At 70.4% G+C, this 17,450-nt stretch carries 21 protein-coding genes and 1 tRNA gene; 9 read left to right on the top strand and 13 right to left on the bottom strand.

The genetic code is table 11. From position 1 onward, the window contains the following. Positions 1 to 8: 8 nt before the first annotated feature. The 4 genes from AB0L65_RS21685 to AB0L65_RS21670 all read left to right on the top strand — a co-directional run bounded on the left by AB0L65_RS21685 (position 9) and on the right by AB0L65_RS21670 (position 2,399). Entirely contained in the window at positions 9 to 269 is a 261-nt protein-coding gene (locus tag AB0L65_RS21685; RefSeq protein WP_185067795.1) for a 4a-hydroxytetrahydrobiopterin dehydratase, read from the top strand. Between the two features lie 95 nt (positions 270 to 364). After that, positions 365 to 937: a superoxide dismutase family protein gene (locus AB0L65_RS21680; protein ID WP_364248101.1), complete on the top strand. Its 573-nt coding sequence runs from the start codon at positions 365 to 367 to the stop codon at positions 935 to 937. Between the two features lie 50 nt (positions 938 to 987). After that, positions 988 to 2,073, top strand: coding sequence for a low temperature requirement protein A (locus AB0L65_RS21675; protein ID WP_364248099.1), 1,086 nt, complete (start codon positions 988 to 990; stop codon positions 2,071 to 2,073). Continuing rightward, positions 2,070 to 2,399, top strand: a complete 330-nt coding sequence (locus AB0L65_RS21670) for a nuclear transport factor 2 family protein (protein ID WP_364248097.1) — start codon at positions 2,070 to 2,072, stop codon at positions 2,397 to 2,399. Before AB0L65_RS21675 ends, AB0L65_RS21670 begins: the two co-directional genes overlap by 4 nt. Here the strand turns inward: AB0L65_RS21670 and AB0L65_RS21665 are convergent. The 6 genes from AB0L65_RS21665 to AB0L65_RS21640 form a co-directional block, all read right to left on the bottom strand. Continuing rightward, complete coding sequence (locus AB0L65_RS21665; protein ID WP_364248095.1) at positions 2,392 to 2,751, bottom strand: hypothetical protein; 360 nt, start codon at positions 2,749 to 2,751, stop codon at positions 2,392 to 2,394. The genes AB0L65_RS21670 and AB0L65_RS21665 overlap by 8 nt on opposite strands. Then, entirely contained in the window at positions 2,748 to 3,287 is a 540-nt protein-coding gene (locus tag AB0L65_RS21660; RefSeq protein WP_364248093.1) for a MarR family transcriptional regulator, read from the bottom strand. The genes AB0L65_RS21665 and AB0L65_RS21660 overlap by 4 nt, the downstream gene beginning before the upstream one ends. Positions 3,288 to 3,328: 41 nt before the next feature. Then, the gene (locus tag AB0L65_RS21655; protein WP_364248091.1) at positions 3,329 to 3,970 is read right to left on the bottom strand and encodes a GPP34 family phosphoprotein; all 642 of its coding nucleotides are present in this window, start codon (positions 3,968 to 3,970) and stop codon (positions 3,329 to 3,331) included. Further along, positions 3,939 to 4,205, bottom strand: a complete 267-nt coding sequence (locus AB0L65_RS21650; protein ID WP_364248276.1) for a hypothetical protein — start codon at positions 4,203 to 4,205, stop codon at positions 3,939 to 3,941. The genes AB0L65_RS21655 and AB0L65_RS21650 overlap by 32 nt, the downstream gene beginning before the upstream one ends. After that, positions 4,205 to 5,143, bottom strand: a complete 939-nt coding sequence (locus AB0L65_RS21645) for an SPFH domain-containing protein (protein WP_364248089.1) — start codon at positions 5,141 to 5,143, stop codon at positions 4,205 to 4,207. Before AB0L65_RS21645 ends, AB0L65_RS21650 begins: the two co-directional genes overlap by 1 nt. A 98-nt stretch (positions 5,144 to 5,241) precedes the next feature. Beyond that, entirely contained in the window at positions 5,242 to 6,063 is an 822-nt protein-coding gene (locus tag AB0L65_RS21640; protein ID WP_364248087.1) for a fused MFS/spermidine synthase, read from the bottom strand. Positions 6,064 to 6,134: 71 nt separating this feature from the next. Between AB0L65_RS21640 and AB0L65_RS21635 the strand changes: the two genes are divergently transcribed. The 5 genes from AB0L65_RS21635 (at position 6,135) to lat (ending at position 10,713) form a co-directional block, all read left to right on the top strand. Then, positions 6,135 to 7,649: a penicillin-binding transpeptidase domain-containing protein gene (locus tag AB0L65_RS21635; protein ID WP_364248085.1), complete on the top strand. Its 1,515-nt coding sequence runs from the start codon at positions 6,135 to 6,137 to the stop codon at positions 7,647 to 7,649. A 121-nt stretch (positions 7,650 to 7,770) separates the two neighbouring features. Beyond that, complete coding sequence (locus tag AB0L65_RS21630; RefSeq protein WP_364248083.1) at positions 7,771 to 8,418, top strand: hemolysin III family protein; 648 nt, start codon at positions 7,771 to 7,773, stop codon at positions 8,416 to 8,418. Beyond that, positions 8,418 to 8,783 (top strand): PPOX class F420-dependent oxidoreductase, encoded by a 366-nt coding sequence (locus AB0L65_RS21625; RefSeq protein WP_364248081.1) that lies wholly within the window; start codon positions 8,418 to 8,420, stop codon positions 8,781 to 8,783. The genes AB0L65_RS21630 and AB0L65_RS21625 overlap by 1 nt, the downstream gene beginning before the upstream one ends. A gap of 46 nt (positions 8,784 to 8,829) precedes the next feature. Next, positions 8,830 to 9,372 (top strand): HdeD family acid-resistance protein, encoded by a 543-nt coding sequence (locus AB0L65_RS21620; RefSeq protein ID WP_364248080.1) that lies wholly within the window; start codon positions 8,830 to 8,832, stop codon positions 9,370 to 9,372. A 66-nt stretch (positions 9,373 to 9,438) separates the two neighbouring features. After that, positions 9,439 to 10,713: an L-lysine 6-transaminase gene (gene lat, locus AB0L65_RS21615; protein ID WP_364248079.1), complete on the top strand. Its 1,275-nt coding sequence runs from the start codon at positions 9,439 to 9,441 to the stop codon at positions 10,711 to 10,713. Here lat and AB0L65_RS21610 read toward each other — a convergent pair. The 7 genes from AB0L65_RS21610 to AB0L65_RS21580 all read right to left on the bottom strand — a co-directional run bounded on the left by AB0L65_RS21610 (position 10,703) and on the right by AB0L65_RS21580 (position 17,396). Continuing rightward, positions 10,703 to 11,923, bottom strand: a complete 1,221-nt coding sequence (locus AB0L65_RS21610) for an NAD(P)/FAD-dependent oxidoreductase (protein ID WP_364248077.1) — start codon at positions 11,921 to 11,923, stop codon at positions 10,703 to 10,705. The two genes, lat and AB0L65_RS21610, sit on opposite strands and share 11 nt — an antisense overlap. Before the next feature lie 108 nt (positions 11,924 to 12,031). Further along, on the bottom strand, positions 12,032 to 12,226 hold the full coding sequence (locus AB0L65_RS21605) for a LuxR C-terminal-related transcriptional regulator (RefSeq protein ID WP_235030925.1): 195 nt from the start codon (positions 12,224 to 12,226) through the stop codon (positions 12,032 to 12,034). 188 nt (positions 12,227 to 12,414) lie between these two features. Continuing rightward, positions 12,415 to 12,490, bottom strand: a tRNA-His gene (locus tag AB0L65_RS21600). Between the two features lie 67 nt (positions 12,491 to 12,557). Continuing rightward, positions 12,558 to 13,151 carry an oligoribonuclease gene (gene orn, locus AB0L65_RS21595; RefSeq protein ID WP_364248076.1) on the bottom strand — a complete coding sequence of 198 codons (594 nt, stop codon included), beginning with the start codon at positions 13,149 to 13,151 and terminating at the stop codon, positions 12,558 to 12,560. 68 nt (positions 13,152 to 13,219) lie between these two features. Next, the gene (locus tag AB0L65_RS21590) at positions 13,220 to 14,353 is read right to left on the bottom strand and encodes a DUF2510 domain-containing protein (protein ID WP_364248075.1); all 1,134 of its coding nucleotides are present in this window, start codon (positions 14,351 to 14,353) and stop codon (positions 13,220 to 13,222) included. A 49-nt stretch (positions 14,354 to 14,402) separates the two neighbouring features. Next, positions 14,403 to 15,737, bottom strand: coding sequence for a hypothetical protein (locus AB0L65_RS21585; RefSeq protein WP_364248074.1), 1,335 nt, complete (start codon positions 15,735 to 15,737; stop codon positions 14,403 to 14,405). 21 nt (positions 15,738 to 15,758) lie between these two features. Next, positions 15,759 to 17,396 (bottom strand): protein kinase, encoded by a 1,638-nt coding sequence (locus AB0L65_RS21580; RefSeq protein ID WP_364248072.1) that lies wholly within the window; start codon positions 17,394 to 17,396, stop codon positions 15,759 to 15,761. Positions 17,397 to 17,450 lie beyond the last annotated feature (54 nt).

Genomic DNA, 17,450 nt, shown 5'->3' with positions numbered 1-17,450 from the left:
GTGGCGCCATGAGCGAGAACCTGCCCGAATGGCGGCGCGAGGGCGACGAGATCCGGCGCACGATCGAGGCGCCCGACTTCCCCACGGCCATCCGCATCGTCGACGAGATCGCGGTCAAGGCCGAGGAGCTCAACCACCACCCCGACATCGACATCCGCTGGCGTACTCTCCACCTCGTCCTCACCACCCACGACGCGGGCGGGCTCACCGACCTCGACTTCACGCTGGCGGCCGTCATCGATGACATCGCGGCGAAACACGGCGCCTAACCGCTGAATACTCACCGTAGTAGCTCGATTACTCGTTAGAGTGGGTGCCCTCCCGGAGCCCTCCTGTCGAAGGGGCTCGAACCATGGAGGGTCTCATGCGCGTGCCCGCACTCTTGCTCATCATGCTCACCGCAGCCTGCGCGGGCCCGCCCGCCCCGCTCCAGCAGGCCATGGGCCCCAGCGAGGGGCCCAGCGAGGGGGCCACGAGCGCGGCGGTCAGGCTGTCCGGCGAGGGGGAGTTCACCGCCTCCGACACCGCCGCCATCGTCTACGACCGCAAGCTGGTCCCGCAGGGCGCCCAGGGCAGCGCCCACGTCGAGTCGGCCGACGGCCAGACCCGCACCACCCTCGTCGTCGAGGGCCTGCTTCCCAACCGCCACTACGGCGCCCACCTGCACGTCAAGCCCTGCGGGAAGAAGCCCGACGACGCGGGGCCGCACTACCAGCACAAGGCCGGCGAGATCAGTTCGGCCAGCGAGGTCTGGCTCGACTTCACCACCAACGGTGAGGGCGCGGGCCGCTCGTCCGCCCGCAACGACTGGGTTCTCGACCCGGCCAAGCTGCCCGGCTCGCTCGTCATCCACGCCAAGGCCACCAAGACCTCAGGTCCGGAGGTCGGTACGGCGGGGGACCGCGTGGCCTGCCTGACCCTTAAAAAGGTGTCGTAACCACCCAGTCACGGGCATAATTACACAATTACATAACGGAAGGTGTAGTTGTGACCCAGTGGCAGCCACCCAGATTACGGCTGTTCGAAGACGTGCACCGCAGGGCGACCTGGCTGGAGCTCCTGTACGACCTCGTCTTCGTCGTCGCCGTGGCCGAACTGGCCGATGTGCTCCCCACGAGCCTGCCGGCCTTCGTGGGCCTGTTCGTACCGATCTGGTGGGCCTGGCTGGGCTACGTCTTCTACGCCAACAGGTTCGACACCGACGACGTCAGCCACCGGTTGCTCGCGCTGCCGCAGATCCTGGCCGTGGCGACCATGGCGGCGAGCGTGAGCGACATCGAGCAGCGTTCCGGACTTTTCGCCATCGCGTATGCGGTGGTCAGAGTGCTGCTGATCGTGGCCTACGTCCGCGCCGGTCGCCACGTGCCCGAGGCCAGGCCCCTGACGACCCGCTACGCCATCGGGTTCACGGTCGCGGCGCTCATCTGGCTGGCCTCGCTCGCCGTCGACCCGCCCCAGCGCTACGCGTTCTGGGCCGTCGCCCTCGCGATCGACCTCGTCACACCCCTGCTGACCCGGCGGGCCCAGGGCAAGCTGCCGCCGCAGTCCGAGCACCTGCCGGAGCGCTTCGGCCTGTTCGTGGTGATCGTCCTGGGCGAGGTCGTGGCGGCGGTCGTCCTCGGGCTGAAGGGCCACGACGTGACGTCGGGCACGCTGCTGATCGCCCTGGCCGGGGTGGCGATCGCGATGGGCTTCTGGTGGCTGTACTTCGGCCACACCGACGAGTCCGTCGTGCTGCGTACCCGGCTGGCCGGACAGGTGTGGGTCTACTCGCATCTGCCGCTTTCGCTGGGACTGGTGGCGTTCGGGATCGGGATCGAACACGCGATCATGGATCCGTCCTCGTCGAGCTGGTCCTTCGGGCTGCCCGCCGCCGTGGTGCTCGCCGTGCTCGGCCTGCAACACCTGTGCTCGTCCGACCGGCGGGCGGGCGCCATCCGCCTCGGCGCGGCGGCGCTCACGCTCGCCACCTCGGCGCTTCCCGTGGCCGCCGCGCTGCCCCTGATCATCCTGTACGCGGCGGCGCAGGTCGCGTACGACCTGTTCCGCCCGCAGCCGGAAGGTGCCGCATGACCGCCAAGGACCTGTTCGACCGGCAGCTGGCCGCCATCGCCGAGCGCGACCTGGAGGCGCTGCTGGGCCAGTATCACGACGACGCCACGGTCGTCCGCTTCGACCGCGTCGCCCGGGGCCCCGCCGAGATCAGGGACCTGTTCACCGCGTACCTCTCGGCGGAGCCCAAGGTGGACGAGATCGTCTCGGTGCGGACGACCGACGACGTGATCTTCTACAACGCCCTGATGACGATCGCCGGGAACCGCGTCACCACGTACGGCACCCTGGTCGTCAGGGACGGCAGGATCTGGCGGCAGACGGCGGCCGCCGCCCCCGTCACCTGATCGAGGCCGCCATCGGCTGCCACGGGGCCGCGTCGAAGATCAGCATGATCGTGCTGATCTTCCCGTCGCGGAGCCGGAAGTGCTCGGCCGTGCGCTGGATCCCGGCCGGCGTCGCCGTGTGCACGTCGTAGACCAGCGTCGCCTCCGACTCCCCGTACAGCTCGCTGATCATCTCCACCTCCGTCACCACCCGCAGGAAGCCTTCCAGCCCCGCCAGGTGCCCGGCCGGGTCGGCGGAGGAGATGAACGGGCTCCTGAACGAGAACGGCTCGCCGACCAGCGCCGCCGCCTCCTCGACCGCGCCCCGGAAACGGGCGTCGTGATAGGCCCTGACGACCTCGCGCGCGCTCATCGGGCCTCCTGGGCGGCCAGGTGCTCGGCCAGCCGTTGCTGGTTGTCGGCCAGTCGCAGGCACAGGTGGCGCAGCGACGTCAGCTCCTCGGGGGAGAACCCGCGGAAGATCGCCGCCATGGCGAGCTGCGACGGCCTCCTGAACGCCTCGATCCAGGCCCGCCCCTCGGGGGTGATCCGGGCCAGCACCGACCGCCGGTCGCGCCGGTCCTGGACCCGCTGCACCAGCCCGTCCTTCTCAAGGGTGTCGACGAGGCCGGTCGCGTTCCTCGAACTCACGCCCGCCGACTGGGCCAGCTCGCCGATGCTGACGCCGTCGTCGTCCGTGTCGCTCAGCCGCAACAGCAGGTCCATCGCCCCGGAGCTGAGCCCGCGGCCCTCGCTGCCGTGGGCGCGCATGCGCTCGACGGCCTGGAAGGCAGTGCGGACGGCGGCGGCGGCTTCGAAGGTGAGGGTGTCGTCGCCGGCGAGCCGGCTCATGGCGGCTCTGGCGTTGGGGTCGTAGAGCAATCCGGTGTCATCATGTTCTAGCTTCATAATGAAGCCATACTTTATTACGTACTTCCATAAATCGCCACTCAGCCGGCGCTCTCGGCGGCCTGCAGGTTCTTCCGCAGCGCCGTGGTGATCGGCTCGATGGGTGCCGACAGCTGCTCCACCCTGTGCTGGTGGTGGTGCCACTCCCGGCCGGGCAGGACCGTCTCGAGCCGGGCCGCCGCGGCCAGCGCGGCCAGGACGCGGACGTCCTGGCTCAGCCGGCTGACGGGCCGGCCGCCGTGGACCGCGCGGGCGACGCGCTCGACGAGCCTGCGCGAGAGGTGTGGCTTGCGTGGCCTGACCCGTTCGACCGGGAACAGCAGAACCCGGTGGCGCTCCACCCGGACCAGCCGGGCGGCCTCCAGCTCGTCGCGGACCAGCCGGTACGCCTCCGCGTGGTCCTTGCGGATCCAGCTCCCCCACGACCGGGGCGGAGAGCCGGCGATCTGCTCCCAGACGGCCGTCTGCAGCCGGCCGGGGGCGGCGGGGGCGGTGACCGCCCGCGCCTTGCCCGACTCGTCCGCCAGGCTGCCGCTCGTCATGAGCTCGGCGAGCGCCGCCGCGCGCAGGAGGCAGCCCAGCCGGCGGCGGTTGGTCGGCCGTTCCTTGCGGAGGTCGAAGGCCAGCAGGAACACCGACCTTGGCCAGGGCTCACCGTGCTGTGTCGTCGTCCGCGGTTCCATCCGCCGTCTCCCCTCCTTCCAGGGCTTCTTCCGACTCCGGGGCCTTGCGCGGGCGCCCGCGGGGGCGCATGCGCCCCACGCTGTCGGGCAGGCGACCGGCCTCCGAGAGGGCCTTGCGCAGCAGGAACTCGATCTGCGAGTTCGTGCTGCGCAGGTCGTCGGCGGCCCACTTCGCCAGCGCGTCGTGGACCACCGGGTCGAGCCGCAGCAGGATCTTCTTCCGCTCCACGACGATTACTGGTAGAGCGTGCCGGTGTTGACCACCGGCTGGGTGTCGCGGTCGCCGACCAGCACCACGAGCAGGTTGCTGACCATGGCCGCCTTGCGTTCCTCGTCCAGCTCGACCACGTCGTGCTCGGCGAGCCTGGCCAGCGCCATCTCCACCATGCCGACCGCCCCCTCGACGATCCGCTGCCGGGCCGCCACCACCGCCCCGGCCTGCTGGCGGCGGAGCATCGCGTGGGCGATCTCCGGCGCGTACGCCAGGTGGATGATGCGCGACTCGATGACCTTCACCCCGGCCGAGGCCACCCTGGCGCCGATCTCCGCGGACAGCCGCTCGTTGATCTCGTCGGCGTTGTCCCGCAGCGACAGCCGCGGCTCGCCGTGCGCGTCGTACGGATAGCTGCCCGCGATGTGCCGCACGGCCGTCTCCGCCTGGATCGCGACGAACTCCACGAAGTCATCCACCTCGAACACCGCCTGCGCCGTGTCCTGCACCTGCCAGACCACCACGGTCGCGATCTGGATCGGGTTGCCGTCCGCGTCGTTGACCTTCGTCACCTCGGTCTCGTGGTTGCGGATCCTGGTGGACACCCGCCGCCGCAGCGTGAACGGGTTGACCCACTGGAAGCCCGGCGTCCGCATGGTGCCGGTGTACCGGCCCAGCAGCTGGACGACCCGCGCCTCGCCGGGCGCCACGGCGGTGAGCCCGCAGCACAGCGTCGCGCCCACCAGGACCACGAGGGGGGCCGCCACCACCAGCCACGCGCCGGACTGCCCGGCCCCGCCGGCGAGCATGACGATCCCCAGCGCGAGTAACGCCGCCCCGCCCAGGATCAGCACCACCGCGACCCCCAGCAGCACGAATCCGTTGGCCGCCCGGACGGGGTGCTCGCTGGTGTGCGGCGCCGGCATGTCCACGACGGTCCCTTCGAACGATGTGTCTGTCATCGCCCGTCCCCTTTTCTGGCTGACTTTGTCTGCTATCAAAGTGATATCACTTTTTGGGCGGACGGGGAAGAGGCCTCGACTCGGGAGGATCGGGCCGGTCAGCCGAAGACGGCGGGCGGGGGGACGGGGGCGAGGACCGGGTCGCCGTCCTTGATGGGGGCGGCGCCGGCGATGAAGTTCGTCAGCGCCTCGCCGTGCACGCATCTCGCCTGCGTCAGCCCGCCCGCCGCGCGCCGCGTCAGGAGGTCCAGCGGCAGGCCCGTACGGGACGCGGCCACGATCAGGTTGCCGAAGCGGCGGCCCCGCATGATGCCCGGCTCCGCCAGCAGGGCCACGTGGCCGAACGTGCCGGTCACCGTGGCGAGCAGGCGCCTGGCGAAGGCCAGGCCCTTGCCGTCGGCCAGGTTGATCAGGAGGGTCCCGTCCGGGCGGAGGATCCTGGCGATGTCCCCCATGTACTCGGTCGTGGCCAGGTCGACGGGCATCGTCGCCCCCGTGAAGGCGTCCAGCACCACCAGGTCCGCCGAGTCGTCCCACACCTTGGCGGTGCCCTCGCGGCCCCCGGCCACGATGACCTTCAGGCGGGGCACCGAACGCAGGTCCAGCTGCTCGCGTACCAAGTTGACGAGGAGGCCGTCCGGCTCGATGACGATGTGGCGGGAGCCGGGCCGGGCGGCGGCGACGTAGCGGGGGATGGTGCAGGCGCCGCCGCCCACGTGTACGCAGCTCAGCGGCCCTTCCGACAAAAGGTCGATCACATCCGCCATGAGTCGTACATACTCAAATTCCAGAAATGTCGGGTCTTGAAGATCAACGTACGACTGAGGTACACCATCTTTGGACAGCACCCAGCCGTCCTGCCTGTCCAGGTCGCGGAGAAGCTCGACCTCGCCGAACGTCACCGGATACACGCCGGGCATCGGTTCCCGTTGTCCTCGTGCCACGCTGATCCCCTCCTGGGAGAAACCGTATGCGACGACGAAGGCTGATTGTGCTCGTTATCGCGCTTGTCGCGGTAGTTGGGGCGGGTGCGTTCGCAGTCGCGGCGTCGAACCGGGTCAAGGGGAGCGCTTCCCAGACCGCCGCGGACTACTTCGACGCCTGGCGCAAGGGTGACGTGTCGCGCATGGCGCGCCTGGTGTACCAGCCGCCGGCCGACTTCGCCGTCCGGCATCACCGGCTGACGGAGGAGCTGCACATCGAGTCCATCCGGCTGACCCCCGGGCGGTTGAAGAGCACGGGGGAGGGGGCCGCCGAGGTGCCGTTCGCCGGGGTGCGGCAGCTCGCCGACCTCGGGGCGTGGCCGTTCGACAGCACGTTGCGGCTCGGCGTGCGGGACCGGGCCTGGAAGGTGCTGTGGGCCCCCGAGACGCTGCACCCCCTGCTCAAGGACGGCGGCACGCTGGAGCTGGACGAGGTCGACGCGTCGGTGACCGAGCTGGTCACCAGCGAGGGAGAGCGGATCCCCAACGACAGCTACGCGGACGCCTATCTCAATCAGCTCAAACCCGAGTTCGGGTCGTCGTCCCGCGGCTGGGAGCTGGTGTCGAAGGCGCCGGGGCAGCCCGCCAGGCAGCTGCTGACCCGCCTGCCCAGGGCGGACGTCGAGCGCACCACGCTGTCGCGGCCCGTGCAGGCGGCGGCCGCCAGGGCGCTGGACGGGATCGACGACTCCGCGATGGTCGTCATCCGGCCGAGCACCGGCGAGATCCTGGCGCTGGCCGACCGGCTCAAGAACAACTACAGCGCGGTCCGGGACGTCTTCCCCCCGGGGTCCGTCTTCAAGACGATCACGGCGGCGGCGCTGCTCGGGAGCGGGCTCGACCCGGCGGCGGAGGTCCGGTGTCCCGGCACGTACACCATCCCGTTCCACGCGCCCTTCAAGAACGACGGCGAGGTGGACCGCGGGCTCATCAGCTTCACCGACGCGTACGCGTACTCGTGCAACACGACGTTCGTCGAGCAGGCCACCACCAGGCTCACCGCGGACCAGTTGCGTGAGACGGCGGACGAGTGGGGGTTCAGTCGGCAGATCGCGACCGGTATCGGCGGCACCTGCGGGGCCATGCAGGAAACCGACGATCCCGACATGTTCGGCCTCGACGCGATCGGCCAGGGCCAGGTGGTCGCGACGCCGCTGTGCATGGCCGCGCTCGCCGCCGCCGTGCAGAGCGGCACCTGGCGCTCGCCCCGGCTGCTGTCGGACGCGGAGGTGCGCCGGATCGACGGCATCCCGCACAAGGACGTGCGGATGGACGAGGGGATCGTGGCCTCGCTCAGGGACATGATGGCCGCCGTGGTCGATCACGGCACGGCGAGCGACATGGGGCTGCCGGCGGGCGTGGCGGGCAAGACGGGGACGGCCGAGGTGCCGGACGAGGAGCTGTCGCACGCGTGGTTCATCGGCTACCGGGACGACCTGGCCTTCTGCGTCTTCGTACGGCACGGCGGCTCGGGCCGGCAGGCCGCCGTCCCCATCGCCGCGCGTTTCTTCAACGGCCTCTGAGCTGCGAAAGGCCACCTCCGGCGGACGCCTCCGCCCTTTTCCCTCAGAGGCCCCCAGCCCCTACTGCGAGCGCCTTGGGGTCGGTGAGAAGGCGACCCTAACCTACGGTACCGTAGGTTTCATGACGACCATCACCGTCAAGCCCAGGCTGCGAGGCTGGTTGCACACCGGGGCGCTGCCCGTGACGCTGGTCGCGGGGTTCGTGCTCGTGGCGCTCGGCCCGACCTTGCAGGCGCGAGTGGCCTCCGCCGTCTACGCCATCACGTCCGGTCTGTTGTTCGGGATCTCGGCGACCTATCACCGGGGCACGATGGGGCCGCGGCTGGCGGAGTTCCTGCGCCGGTTCGACCATGCCAACATCTATTTGATCATCGCCGGCACGTACACGCCTTTCGCCCTGCTCGCGCTGGACGGGGTGGCGAGGATCGCGGTGCTCTCCGTGATCTGGGGCGGCGCGCTGGCCGGGGTGCTGTTCCGGGTGTTCTGGATGGGCGCGCCGCGCTGGCTCTACACCGTCCTCTACCTGGCGCTGGGCTGGACCGCGATCTTCGTGATGCCGCAGTTGCTGGAAGGCGCGGGCGTGGCCGCCGTCGTGCTGGTGGCCGTCGGGGGCGTCTTCTACTCGGCCGGGGCCGTCGTGTACGGCCTGCGCCGCCCGGACCCGTCGCCCCGCTGGTTCGGCTTCCACGAGGTTTTCCACGCCTTCACCCTGGCGGCGTACCTGGTCCAGTACATCGCGGTGTCGATTGTGGTTTATTCGCACGTGTGATGAACCTTGGGGCAGAGCAGTACATCTCGGTGACCACGTACCGGAGGGACGGCACGCCCGTCGCGACCCCGGTGTGGGCCGTGCAGGACGGTGACGCGGTGGTCTTCTGGACCGTCGCCGACTCCGGCAAGATCAAGCGGATCCGGAACAACCCCGAGGTCAGCGTGGCCGGGTGCGACGTGCGGGGCAAGGTGAAGACCGAGTCGGTCAGGGGCCGGGCCGTGGTGCTGGACGCGGCGGAGACCGAGCGGGTGCGCGGGCTGCTGCGGCGCAAGTACGGCCTCATGGGGCGGATCACGCTGCTCGGCAGCAGGCTCCGCAGGGGGAGCACCGGCACCGTTGGAGTGCGGATCACCGACATTTGACCCCACACTGGTCTGATTTCCGGCATTACCTGGAAATCAGATCAGTATGGGAGATATCACACGGTCGTGGTGGCTTCTACTCATACGCGGCCTCGCCTCGCTGATCTTCGGCATCCTGGCGCTGATCTGGCCGGCGATCACGCTGCTCGTGCTCGTGATCTTCTTCGGTGCGTACGCGCTGGTCGGCGGCGTGGCTGAGCTGTTCGCCGGGTTCCGGCACGGAGCCGAGTCGCGAGCTTGGCTGATCATCTCGGGAATTATCGGGATATTGGCCGGTATCGCGACATTTATCTGGCCGGGCATCACGTCGCTGGCACTGCTCTACGTCGTGGCCTTCTGGGCCGTCTTCGCGGGCGTTTCGGAGATCATCGCCGGCATCAAACTCCGCAAGACCATCGACAACGAATGGATGCTCATCGTCGGCGGCATCCTGTCGCTGATCTTCGGCATCCTGCTGCTCATCTGGCCGGCCGCGGGACTGCTCAGCCTCGTCTGGCTGGTCGGCATCTTCGCGATCCTGCACGGCATCGCCATGATCGCTCTGTCGTTCCGCGTGAAGAACTTCACTAACAGGGTAGGTATGCCGTAAATTTTGCGTAGATGCCCGTGTTCCTCAAGAGGAACATCCGGTCAGACCGACGCACGTGGAGTCTCTATGGACGTACACGCCCGCCTCGCCCGCCACCTGCTCGTCGACGGATACCGGCTCGTGCTCGATCTCGAGCTCAGCCGCGGCTCCTGGCTCGTCGACGCCCGAAACGGCCGCCGCTACCTCGACTTCTACACGTTCTTCGCCTCGGCCCCGCTCGGGGTGAACCCGCCCTTCGACCCCGACTTCGCCCTCCTGCTCGGCCAGGTCGCCCGGAACAAGCCGGCGAACCCCGACATCTACACCGAGCATCTGGCGGACTTCGTCGACACCTTCGTCCGCGTGCTGGGCGACCCCGACCTGCCGCACCTGTTCTTCGTCGAGGGCGGCGCCCTGGCCGTCGAGAACGCGCTCAAGACCGCCTTCGACTGGAAGAGCCGCCGCAACGAGGCCGCCGGACGCTCGCGTGACCTGGGCACCAAGGTCCTGCACCTGGCCAAGGCCTTCCACGGCCGCAGCGGCTACACCCTGAGCCTCACCAACACCGAGCCGGGCAAGACCGACCGCTTCCCCAAGTTCGACTGGCCGCGGATCGACGTGCCCGCCATCCACTTCGGAGACGTGGAGGCCGCCGAGGAGCGCGCGCTGGCCCAGGCCCGTGAGGCGTTCGAGCGGAATCCGCACGACATCGCCTGCTTCATCGCCGAGCCCATCCAGGGCGAGGGCGGCGACAACCACATGCGGCCCGAGTTCCTGCAGGCCATGCAGCACATGTGCCACGAGTACGACGCCCTGTTCATCCTTGACGAGGTTCAGACGGGCGGCGGGACGACCGGGACGCCGTGGGCGTACCAGCAGCTGGGTCTCGCTCCGGACGTGGTGGCCTTCGCGAAGAAGGTGCAGGTGGGCGGGATCATGGCGGGCCGCCGGGTGGACCTGGTGCCGGACAACGTGTTCCGGCAGAGCGGCCGGATCAACTCGACCTGGGGCGGCGGCCTGGTGGACATGGTGCGCAGCCGGGGCATCCTGGAGATCGTCGAACGCGACGGCCTGATCGCCCGCGCCGGCGCCCTCGGCAACGTGCTGCTCGAAAGCCTCACCAAGCTGGAGGCCGAGCGCCCCGAGTCGATCTCGAACGTCCGCGGCCGGGGCCTCATGTGCGCGTTCGACCTGCCCGACCAGGCCGAGCGCGACGCGCTGGTGACCCGCCTCAGGGAGGAGCACGGGGTGCTGGTGCTGTCCTGCGGGCCCCGTTCGGTCCGCCTGAGGCCCGCGCTGAACATCCCGGAGGCCGACGTCGACCACGGCCTCCGGGCCCTGTCGGCGGCTCTTACTGCGTGACGCTGGTGGCCGCGCGGCGCGGCCCGAAGTAGCGCCAGAAGAAGTTCAGCAGAACGGTCATGCGGTTGCGCCCGCCCAGCAGGTACGCCACGTGGATGAAGATCCACGCCAGCCAGGCGGGCAGCCCGTACATGATCAGCCCGTTGGACAGCTGCAACACGGCCTCCGCCTTGCCGACGGTGGCCATGATGCCCGGATCGTGATACTTGAACGCCGCGGGTGACCGCCCCCGGTGCACCGCGACGATCTGCCGCCCCACGTGCTCGCCCATCTGGATCGCCGGCTGGGCGAGCTGGGGGAGCAGGTCGGGCGGCCCCGCCAGGTCGCCCGCCACGAAGATCTCGGGATGGTCCGGTACGTTCAGCGCCTGCGTGACCGTGATCCGCCCGCCCTTGCCCTGCGGCAGGCCCCAGTCGCCCGCCTGCGTGGGCGCGGTGACGCCGAGCGCCCACACGGTCACGTCGGACGGCAGCCGCGTGCCGTCGGACAGCACCACGGCGTCCGGCTCGACGGACGCCACCGTGGCGCCCAGCCGCAGGTTCACCCCTCGCTTGCGCAGCGCGGCCGCCGCTCTGTCGCGCAGCCGCGGCTTGTACGGCGCCAGCACGTAGTCGAACCGCTCCACCAGCGTCACGCTGGTCTGCTCCGGCTTGATCTCGGGATGCGTCAGCGGCAGCGTGCGCCGCCGCAGCTCGGCCAGCGTGCCCGCCATCTCGACCCCGGTCGCGCCCGCGCCGACCACCACGACGTGCACACTCTCGCGGCGGCCCGCCGCGGTGTCCTCCAGGTAGTGCTGGAACCGGCGGCGCAGCACCGCCGCGTCGCCGAGCGAGTAGATGGGCAGCGCGTTCTCCTGCGCGCCCTCGATGCCGAGCCAGTTGGTGGTGACGCCGGTGCCCAGCACGAGGTAGTCGTACTCGATCCCGCTGCCGTCGTCGAGCTCCACCCGCCGCTCGCCCGGCAGGATCTTGCTCAGTGCGGCCCGGCGCGTCCGCACGTTGGGCCACCTGGCGGCGAACGTGCGGATCGGGTACGACACGTCCGCGCTGCCCATGCTGGCGGTGGCCACCTGGTAGAGGAGGGGTTGGAAAGTCGCGTACGGGTTGCGGTCGATGAGCGTCACCAGCGCTCCGGCCTTGGCCAACTCCTTGGTGGCGGCCAGCCCGGCGAATCCGCCGCCCACCACCACGACTCGCGGTCTCTGAACCATGCCATGGGGTCTGCCCCTGAATGTGCTCACGGAACCGGCGGCTCAGGCCTGTAGGCGGCCCGCCGGATCGGGAGGCGGGTCGCTCGTGACGGGGTCGCGGAAAGCGGGCTACTCCTGGCGGGACCGCCACAGGCCGATGGCGGTGACCCGGGAGTCCACCCCTAGCTTGGCGTAGATGCGATTGACGTGGTTCTTGACCGTCTTCTCGCTGAGGAACAGCCGTTGAGCGATCTGCCCGTTGGACTGACCGGTGGCGATCAGGTCCATGACCTCGGCTTCACGCTTGCTCAGGGACGTGAACACGCTATCGAACGCTGCGTCGTCGACTCTCATCCGGCCTCCGGGTGGCGCGCAGACGGTCAGATCGCCGATGGCCCCCGTGCTTCCGGCGTTAGCGGTAGACAGCGAGCATAACTCGCAATGTCATGATTTGGGGCCGTTGTTGGGAGAAAACGACAACGGCCGGCCCCGAAGGACCGGCCGTGTCTCGTTGGGGTGAGTGAAGGGACTTGAACCCTCGACATCCAGGACCACAACCTGGCGCTCTGCCAACTGAGCTACACCCACCATGGCCACCGCTGTGTGGTGGCACAGGAAAAGTGTAGCGGGGTTCGGGAGTCTTTACGCCACTCCTTTAGCCGCTGACACGCTCAGCCAGGGATCTCGCGGTCGCCGAATCGGGCCCCGGCTGGGCGACGAAGATCGCCGCGCGGTAGTAGCGAAGCTCCCTGATGCTCTCCGTGATGTCCGCCAGAGCCCGGTGTCCGCCCTGCTTCTCGGGTGCCGCGAAGTAGACGCGGGGGTACCAGCGGCGCACCAGCTCCTTGATCGACGAGACGTCGACCATCCGGTAGTGCAGATAGCCATCGACCCCGGGCATGTCGCGCGCGATGAACGTGCGGTCGGTGCCGATCGAGTTGCCGCACAACGGCGCCTTCTTCGGCTCGGGGACGTGCCGCCGGATGTAGTCGAACACGACCGACTCGGCCTCCGCCAGCGTCACACCGCCCGCCAGCTCGGGCAGGAGCCCCGAGGCGGTGTGCATCTCGCGTACGACCTGCGACATCTGCTCCAGCGACTCCGGCGGCGGCTTGATGACCACGTCGACGCCCTCGTCCAGCTGATTGAGCTCGCTGTCGGTGATGACGCACGCCACCTCGATCAGCGCGTCGCGACCCAGGTCGAGCCCGGTCATCTCGCAGTCGATCCAGACCAGCAAGTCACTCATTCGATCTCCTCGCCCAGCGGCTCGGAGCAATCCGCCCGCTTGTTACCCCACCAGCCTAGTGCCACTGATTAGGCGGGCTTGAGCGAGCCGAGAACCTTGGCCAGCACGTCGGTGCCCAGATTGTCGGGAACGGAGGCGTACATGATGGCCGGACGCTGCCCGTCGCCACGGTCCATGAGCACGATCGCGCCGTTCTCCTTCTTCCATTTGTAGCCCTTCTCCTCGGAGACCTTGGAGAAGTCGAGCTGGAACTGCAGCACCCAGGCGTCCTTGTCGCCGATCTTCATCGCCTTGTCCTCCACCACCTTGGTCTCGTGAGCGACCTGGTAGAACCTGGTGGAGAAGTCGACGAAGACCGCCTTGGCCGTGTCGCCCATGCCGGAGGCGCCGGAATAGGGATAGAGCTCGTTGAGCAGGCCCGTGTAGATGTTGCCGATCCAGTCGCCCTCGCCGTCGTACTTCGCCTGCGAGACGGCCTGCACCCCGCCCGACCACAGCTGCTGGGTCGGGGTCGGGTTGGGGCCGTTGACCTCGGCGGGCTTGGGCACCGTCCAGCTGTCGGGCACCTGGAAGGACAGGCCGGCCTGCGGGTCGGTGATGCGGCCGCCGACCGGCTGGGGCAGCTCGGTGGCGCCCTGGGAGGGCGGCTCGTTGGACGGGGGCTCCTGGCTCGGCGGGTCCTCCTGCTCGAACGTGTCGGCCGGTGTCGGCAGCGACGCCGTCGGGCTGGTGCTCCGGTTGACGAAGAAGATGCCGGCCACCACGATCAGCGCGACCACCACCAGGGCCGCCAGCCCCCCGAACACCCAGGGCAGCGGGTTGGACTGCTTGGGCGGCGGGCCGTAGGTCACGCCGGGCAGGGGCGGGCCGCCCCACTGGGTGGGCGCCGTGGGCTGGCCGTAGGTCCCCTGGCCGTACGTCGGCTGGCCGAACTGGAGCGTGGGGTTCGCGGGCGTCGCCGACCAGTCGGGGCTCGACTGGGGCTGCGGCTGGGGTTGAGACGGGGGTTGTGACTGGGGCTGTGACTGGGGCTGGGGCTGCGACGGGGGCTGCGGCTGCGGCCCGGAGGGCTGCTGCGGGAGTCCGCCCGGCCCGGGCTGCTGCGCATGGAGGGCGTCGGTCCACTGGGTGCCGTCCCACCAGCGGAGCTGGGGCTCTCCGTACGGGTCCGGGTACCAGCCCGCGGGGGTCTGCGTGGTCATGTTCGCCAGATTAGTAAGAACCTCATTGATATGCATTGTCGCGAGGGCATCAGCACTTGTACGTGAAGCTCGCCTTGTCGCTGCGGACCGGGCCGGGCGTCAGGATCCGCAGCGTGGCGGTGGCCTTGACGTTGCTCCTGCCCTGGAGCGTCCACCGGAGCGGCACCTCGTACGTCGTCTGGTCCGCCTTCGTGCGCAGCGTCCCCTTGACGACCTCCTTGTCCAGGTTCTTGCGCCACTCGTAGGTGATCTCGCCAGGAGCCCCGTTGGTGACGACCGTCCCGGTGATCAGGACGGCCTTGTCGCAGCCCTGGGTCTTCTTCGGCGCCACCACGTCGATCGACTCGACCGCCAGCTCCGGCGTCTTCCCCACGTAGAACCAGGCCAGGACCGCCCCCGCCATGATCACCGCGAAGAGGGCAGCGGAGGTGATCGTGCGCCGCCGCCGCGCCCGCGAGGCCTTGGCCAGCCTGACGCCGGGACGATGCTCGGTGGCGGCCTGGTCGCGCCCGGCCCGCCAGATCCGCTCGGCCGTCGTCTCCGGCCGCTGCTCCTGCGTGCCGATCCCCGGCCCGAACTGCACCGGCCCCGACGACCGGCCCGGGACGTGCAGCAGCGTGACGATGTCGCCCTCGTCCCTGGGCGGCAGGACCGGCGGCGGCGCGTAGGCCCGCGCCTGGGCGAACGCCGACCTCCCGCGGGCGGCCTGCGCCAGCTCCTCCCGGCCGGTGGCCTGGCCGGCGAGCAGGTCGCGGGCGGCGGCCAGGCCCAGGGTCCCGGCCGTGGCCGCGGCGCGTTCGAACAGCTCGGCCTCCGGCCGGCCCTGCCCGAACGAGGCGGCCAGCCCGCGCGCCAGCGACGCCCACCCGGCCGCGTCCCGCTCGCGAGGCGCGACCCGGCCGCGGATGGCGTCGGACAGCCCGCGCTCGGACAGCAGCGGGGCGCCCTCCGCCGTGATCACCACGGTGCCCGGGTGCACGGACCCGTGCGTGACCCCGGCCGCGTGCAGCGCGATCAGCGTCTGGGCGGTCTCCACGAGTACGGACGCCGCACCCGCCGGGCCGATCGGCCCGGCGGCGAGCAGATCGGACAGAGTGGGGCTGACCGCCTGCGCGGTGAGCAGCCACACCTGGTCGCCCGCCGCCACCACGTCGGCCACCGGGATCAGCCCGGTCAGCCCGCCCAGCACCAGCCGCTGGTCGGTCATGACCGCGTGCACCACCCGGTCGCGCACGCCGGGCAGAGCGATGATCTTCGGGTCGAACAGCAGCGCCCCCGCCCTGCGGCCATCGGGTGAGATCGCGTCGATCCAGTTGCCGAGCTCGGTCATCCAGGTGTGTTCAGTGAGCCGGAAACCGGCGATCCCGTGTCCAGGGTTGTTCATCCGCCGTCCCCCCGGCGCGTCTCAGCGCTTCCTTCTGTGGCGTCCCGCCATACGGCGTCTCACCGCAAGTGTGACCGGAACCGCGCCGGACGTCATCAGGCCGAAGGCGATCAGCGCGGCCTGCGCGTCGCTCCCGCGATCGATCCGGGGCTGTTCCGGCGACGGCTCCCCTTCGCCTCCGCTTCCGCCCTCACCGCCCTCGCCGGGCGGCGAGCTGGGCGTCGGGGCGGGCCGGGTCGGCGGGGCCGTGGTGGCGGGAGGAGGCGTCGGGGTGGGCGCGGCCGTGGTCGGCGGGGTGTCGCCCTCGGGGTCGTGGGGCGTGCCGGTGATCTGGGGCTGCTCCGGAGACGGGGTCGGGGTCGGCTTCTTGATCTTGGGAGGCGTCTTGACGGGGGTGGCGACGGCCTTGGGCGTGGGCTTGCGCGTCGGCCGCCGCGTGGGGCGCGTGGTGGCGGTCGGCTGTACGGGCGGCGGCGCGGCGCTCTGCGTCGGCGTCGCCTCCGGGGTGGTCGCCTCGGCCGAAGGAGTGGGCGTCGGCTCCTCGTCGGTCTCCACGGGCTCCGGCGTCGCGGGCACGGCCGTGGTCGGGGAGACCGTACTGGTCTGCGCCCGCAGCACCGGCGTGTCCGACGAGGCGTTGGCGATGACCACGACCACCGCCACCAGCACGCCGACGGCGGTCGCGCCGATGGCGATCTTCGCGGGCAGCTTGCCGAGGAGGCGCGACGGGTCGCGGAACCGGGTCTCGGCCAGCGAGGTCTGCGTCTGGGCCGGCTCGTCGAGGGCGGTCGGGAAGAGCAGGACCAGCAGGCCGGCGAGCGCGGCCAGGCGGCGGCGTCCGCGCTCCTCCCAGTCGGGCCCGTACCCCTCGGCCGCGACCGCCTCCAGTTCGTTCAGGAACGCCTCCGCGGACGGCGGCCGCTGGGCCGGGTCCTTGGCCAGGCCGCGCTCGACGAGGCTCTGCAACGGCGCGGGCACCTCGTCCACCGGAGGCGGCGAGCTCTGGTGCTGGCGGGCCAGGGCGGCGACGTTGGGGGCGCGGAAGGGCCGGGTGCCGGTCAGGCACTCGAAGAACACGACGGTCGCCGCGTACACGTCGGTCGGGGGCCCGGAAGGACCGCCCGCCCACTGCTCGGGCGCCATGTACGGCGGCGTGCCCGCGGCGCTCGCGCCCTCGCCCGCCTTGACCGCGATGCCGAAGTCCACGAGCTTGCTGGTGCCGTCGCCCTGGACCATGACGTTCTCGGGCTTGAAGTCGCGGTGGACGACGCCGAGCGCGTGCGCCGAGGCCAGACCCTGGAGCGAGCCCTTGAGGACGGTCAGCGCCGCCTCAGGGCCGGTCGGGCCCTCGGACCTGAGGATCTCGCGCAGCGACACCCCGCTGATCAGCTCCATGACGATCGCCGCGCCCCGGCCGGACTCGACGTAGTCGATCAGCCGGGCGTGGTACTGGCTCTGGAGCGTGCCGAGCAGCCGGGCCTCGTGCCGGAAGCGCGCGACGAACCCCACGTCGTTCCTCAGTTCGTCGCTGAGGTACTTGATCGCGACCTCGACGCCGTCGAGGTCGCGCCTGGCCAGGACCACGCGCCCGGACGCACCCGAGCCCAGCTCGCGGATCTCGGTGTAGCCGGGGACCCCCCACTGGCCTTCACCGTGCATAACGGTCTCCTCTGGAGTCTGCCGGGCCCCCACCCTCATCAAACGGCCGTAGCT

This window comes from Nonomuraea sp. NPDC052116 (genome assembly GCF_040680035.1).
GTDB classification, from domain to species: Bacteria; Actinomycetota; Actinomycetes; order Streptosporangiales; family Streptosporangiaceae; genus Nonomuraea; species Nonomuraea angiospora_A.
This window is presented reverse-complemented; position numbering and strand designations above follow the sequence as displayed.

Bases quoted from the DNA above. Each gene is read 5' to 3' on its own strand.
- AB0L65_RS21665 (WP_364248095.1), bottom strand. From the start codon at position 2,751: ATGAGCGCGCGCGAGGTCGTCAGGGCCTATCACGACGCCCGTTTCCGG.
- AB0L65_RS21685 (WP_185067795.1), top strand. From the start codon at position 9: ATGAGCGAGAACCTGCCCGAATGGCGGCGCGAGGGCGACGAGATCCGG.
- AB0L65_RS21610 (WP_364248077.1), bottom strand. From the start codon at position 11,923: ATGGTTCAGAGACCGCGAGTCGTGGTGGTGGGCGGCGGATTCGCCGGG.
- AB0L65_RS21590 (WP_364248075.1), bottom strand. From the start codon at position 14,353: ATGACCACGCAGACCCCCGCGGGCTGGTACCCGGACCCGTACGGAGAG.
- AB0L65_RS21660 (WP_364248093.1), bottom strand. From the start codon at position 3,287: ATGAAGCTAGAACATGATGACACCGGATTGCTCTACGACCCCAACGCC.
- AB0L65_RS21630 (WP_364248083.1), top strand. From the start codon at position 7,771: ATGACGACCATCACCGTCAAGCCCAGGCTGCGAGGCTGGTTGCACACC.
- lat (WP_364248079.1), top strand. From the start codon at position 9,439: ATGGACGTACACGCCCGCCTCGCCCGCCACCTGCTCGTCGACGGATAC.
- AB0L65_RS21625 (WP_364248081.1), top strand. From the start codon at position 8,418: ATGAACCTTGGGGCAGAGCAGTACATCTCGGTGACCACGTACCGGAGG.
- AB0L65_RS21645 (WP_364248089.1), bottom strand. From the start codon at position 5,143: ATGACAGACACATCGTTCGAAGGGACCGTCGTGGACATGCCGGCGCCG.
- orn (WP_364248076.1), bottom strand. From the start codon at position 13,151: ATGAGTGACTTGCTGGTCTGGATCGACTGCGAGATGACCGGGCTCGAC.
- AB0L65_RS21670 (WP_364248097.1), top strand. From the start codon at position 2,070: ATGACCGCCAAGGACCTGTTCGACCGGCAGCTGGCCGCCATCGCCGAG.
- AB0L65_RS21580 (WP_364248072.1), bottom strand. From the start codon at position 17,396: ATGCACGGTGAAGGCCAGTGGGGGGTCCCCGGCTACACCGAGATCCGC.
- AB0L65_RS21585 (WP_364248074.1), bottom strand. From the start codon at position 15,737: ATGAACAACCCTGGACACGGGATCGCCGGTTTCCGGCTCACTGAACAC.
- AB0L65_RS21655 (WP_364248091.1), bottom strand. From the start codon at position 3,970: ATGGAACCGCGGACGACGACACAGCACGGTGAGCCCTGGCCAAGGTCG.
- AB0L65_RS21640 (WP_364248087.1), bottom strand. From the start codon at position 6,063: ATGCCCGGCGTGTATCCGGTGACGTTCGGCGAGGTCGAGCTTCTCCGC.
- AB0L65_RS21680 (WP_364248101.1), top strand. From the start codon at position 365: ATGCGCGTGCCCGCACTCTTGCTCATCATGCTCACCGCAGCCTGCGCG.
- AB0L65_RS21620 (WP_364248080.1), top strand. From the start codon at position 8,830: ATGGGAGATATCACACGGTCGTGGTGGCTTCTACTCATACGCGGCCTC.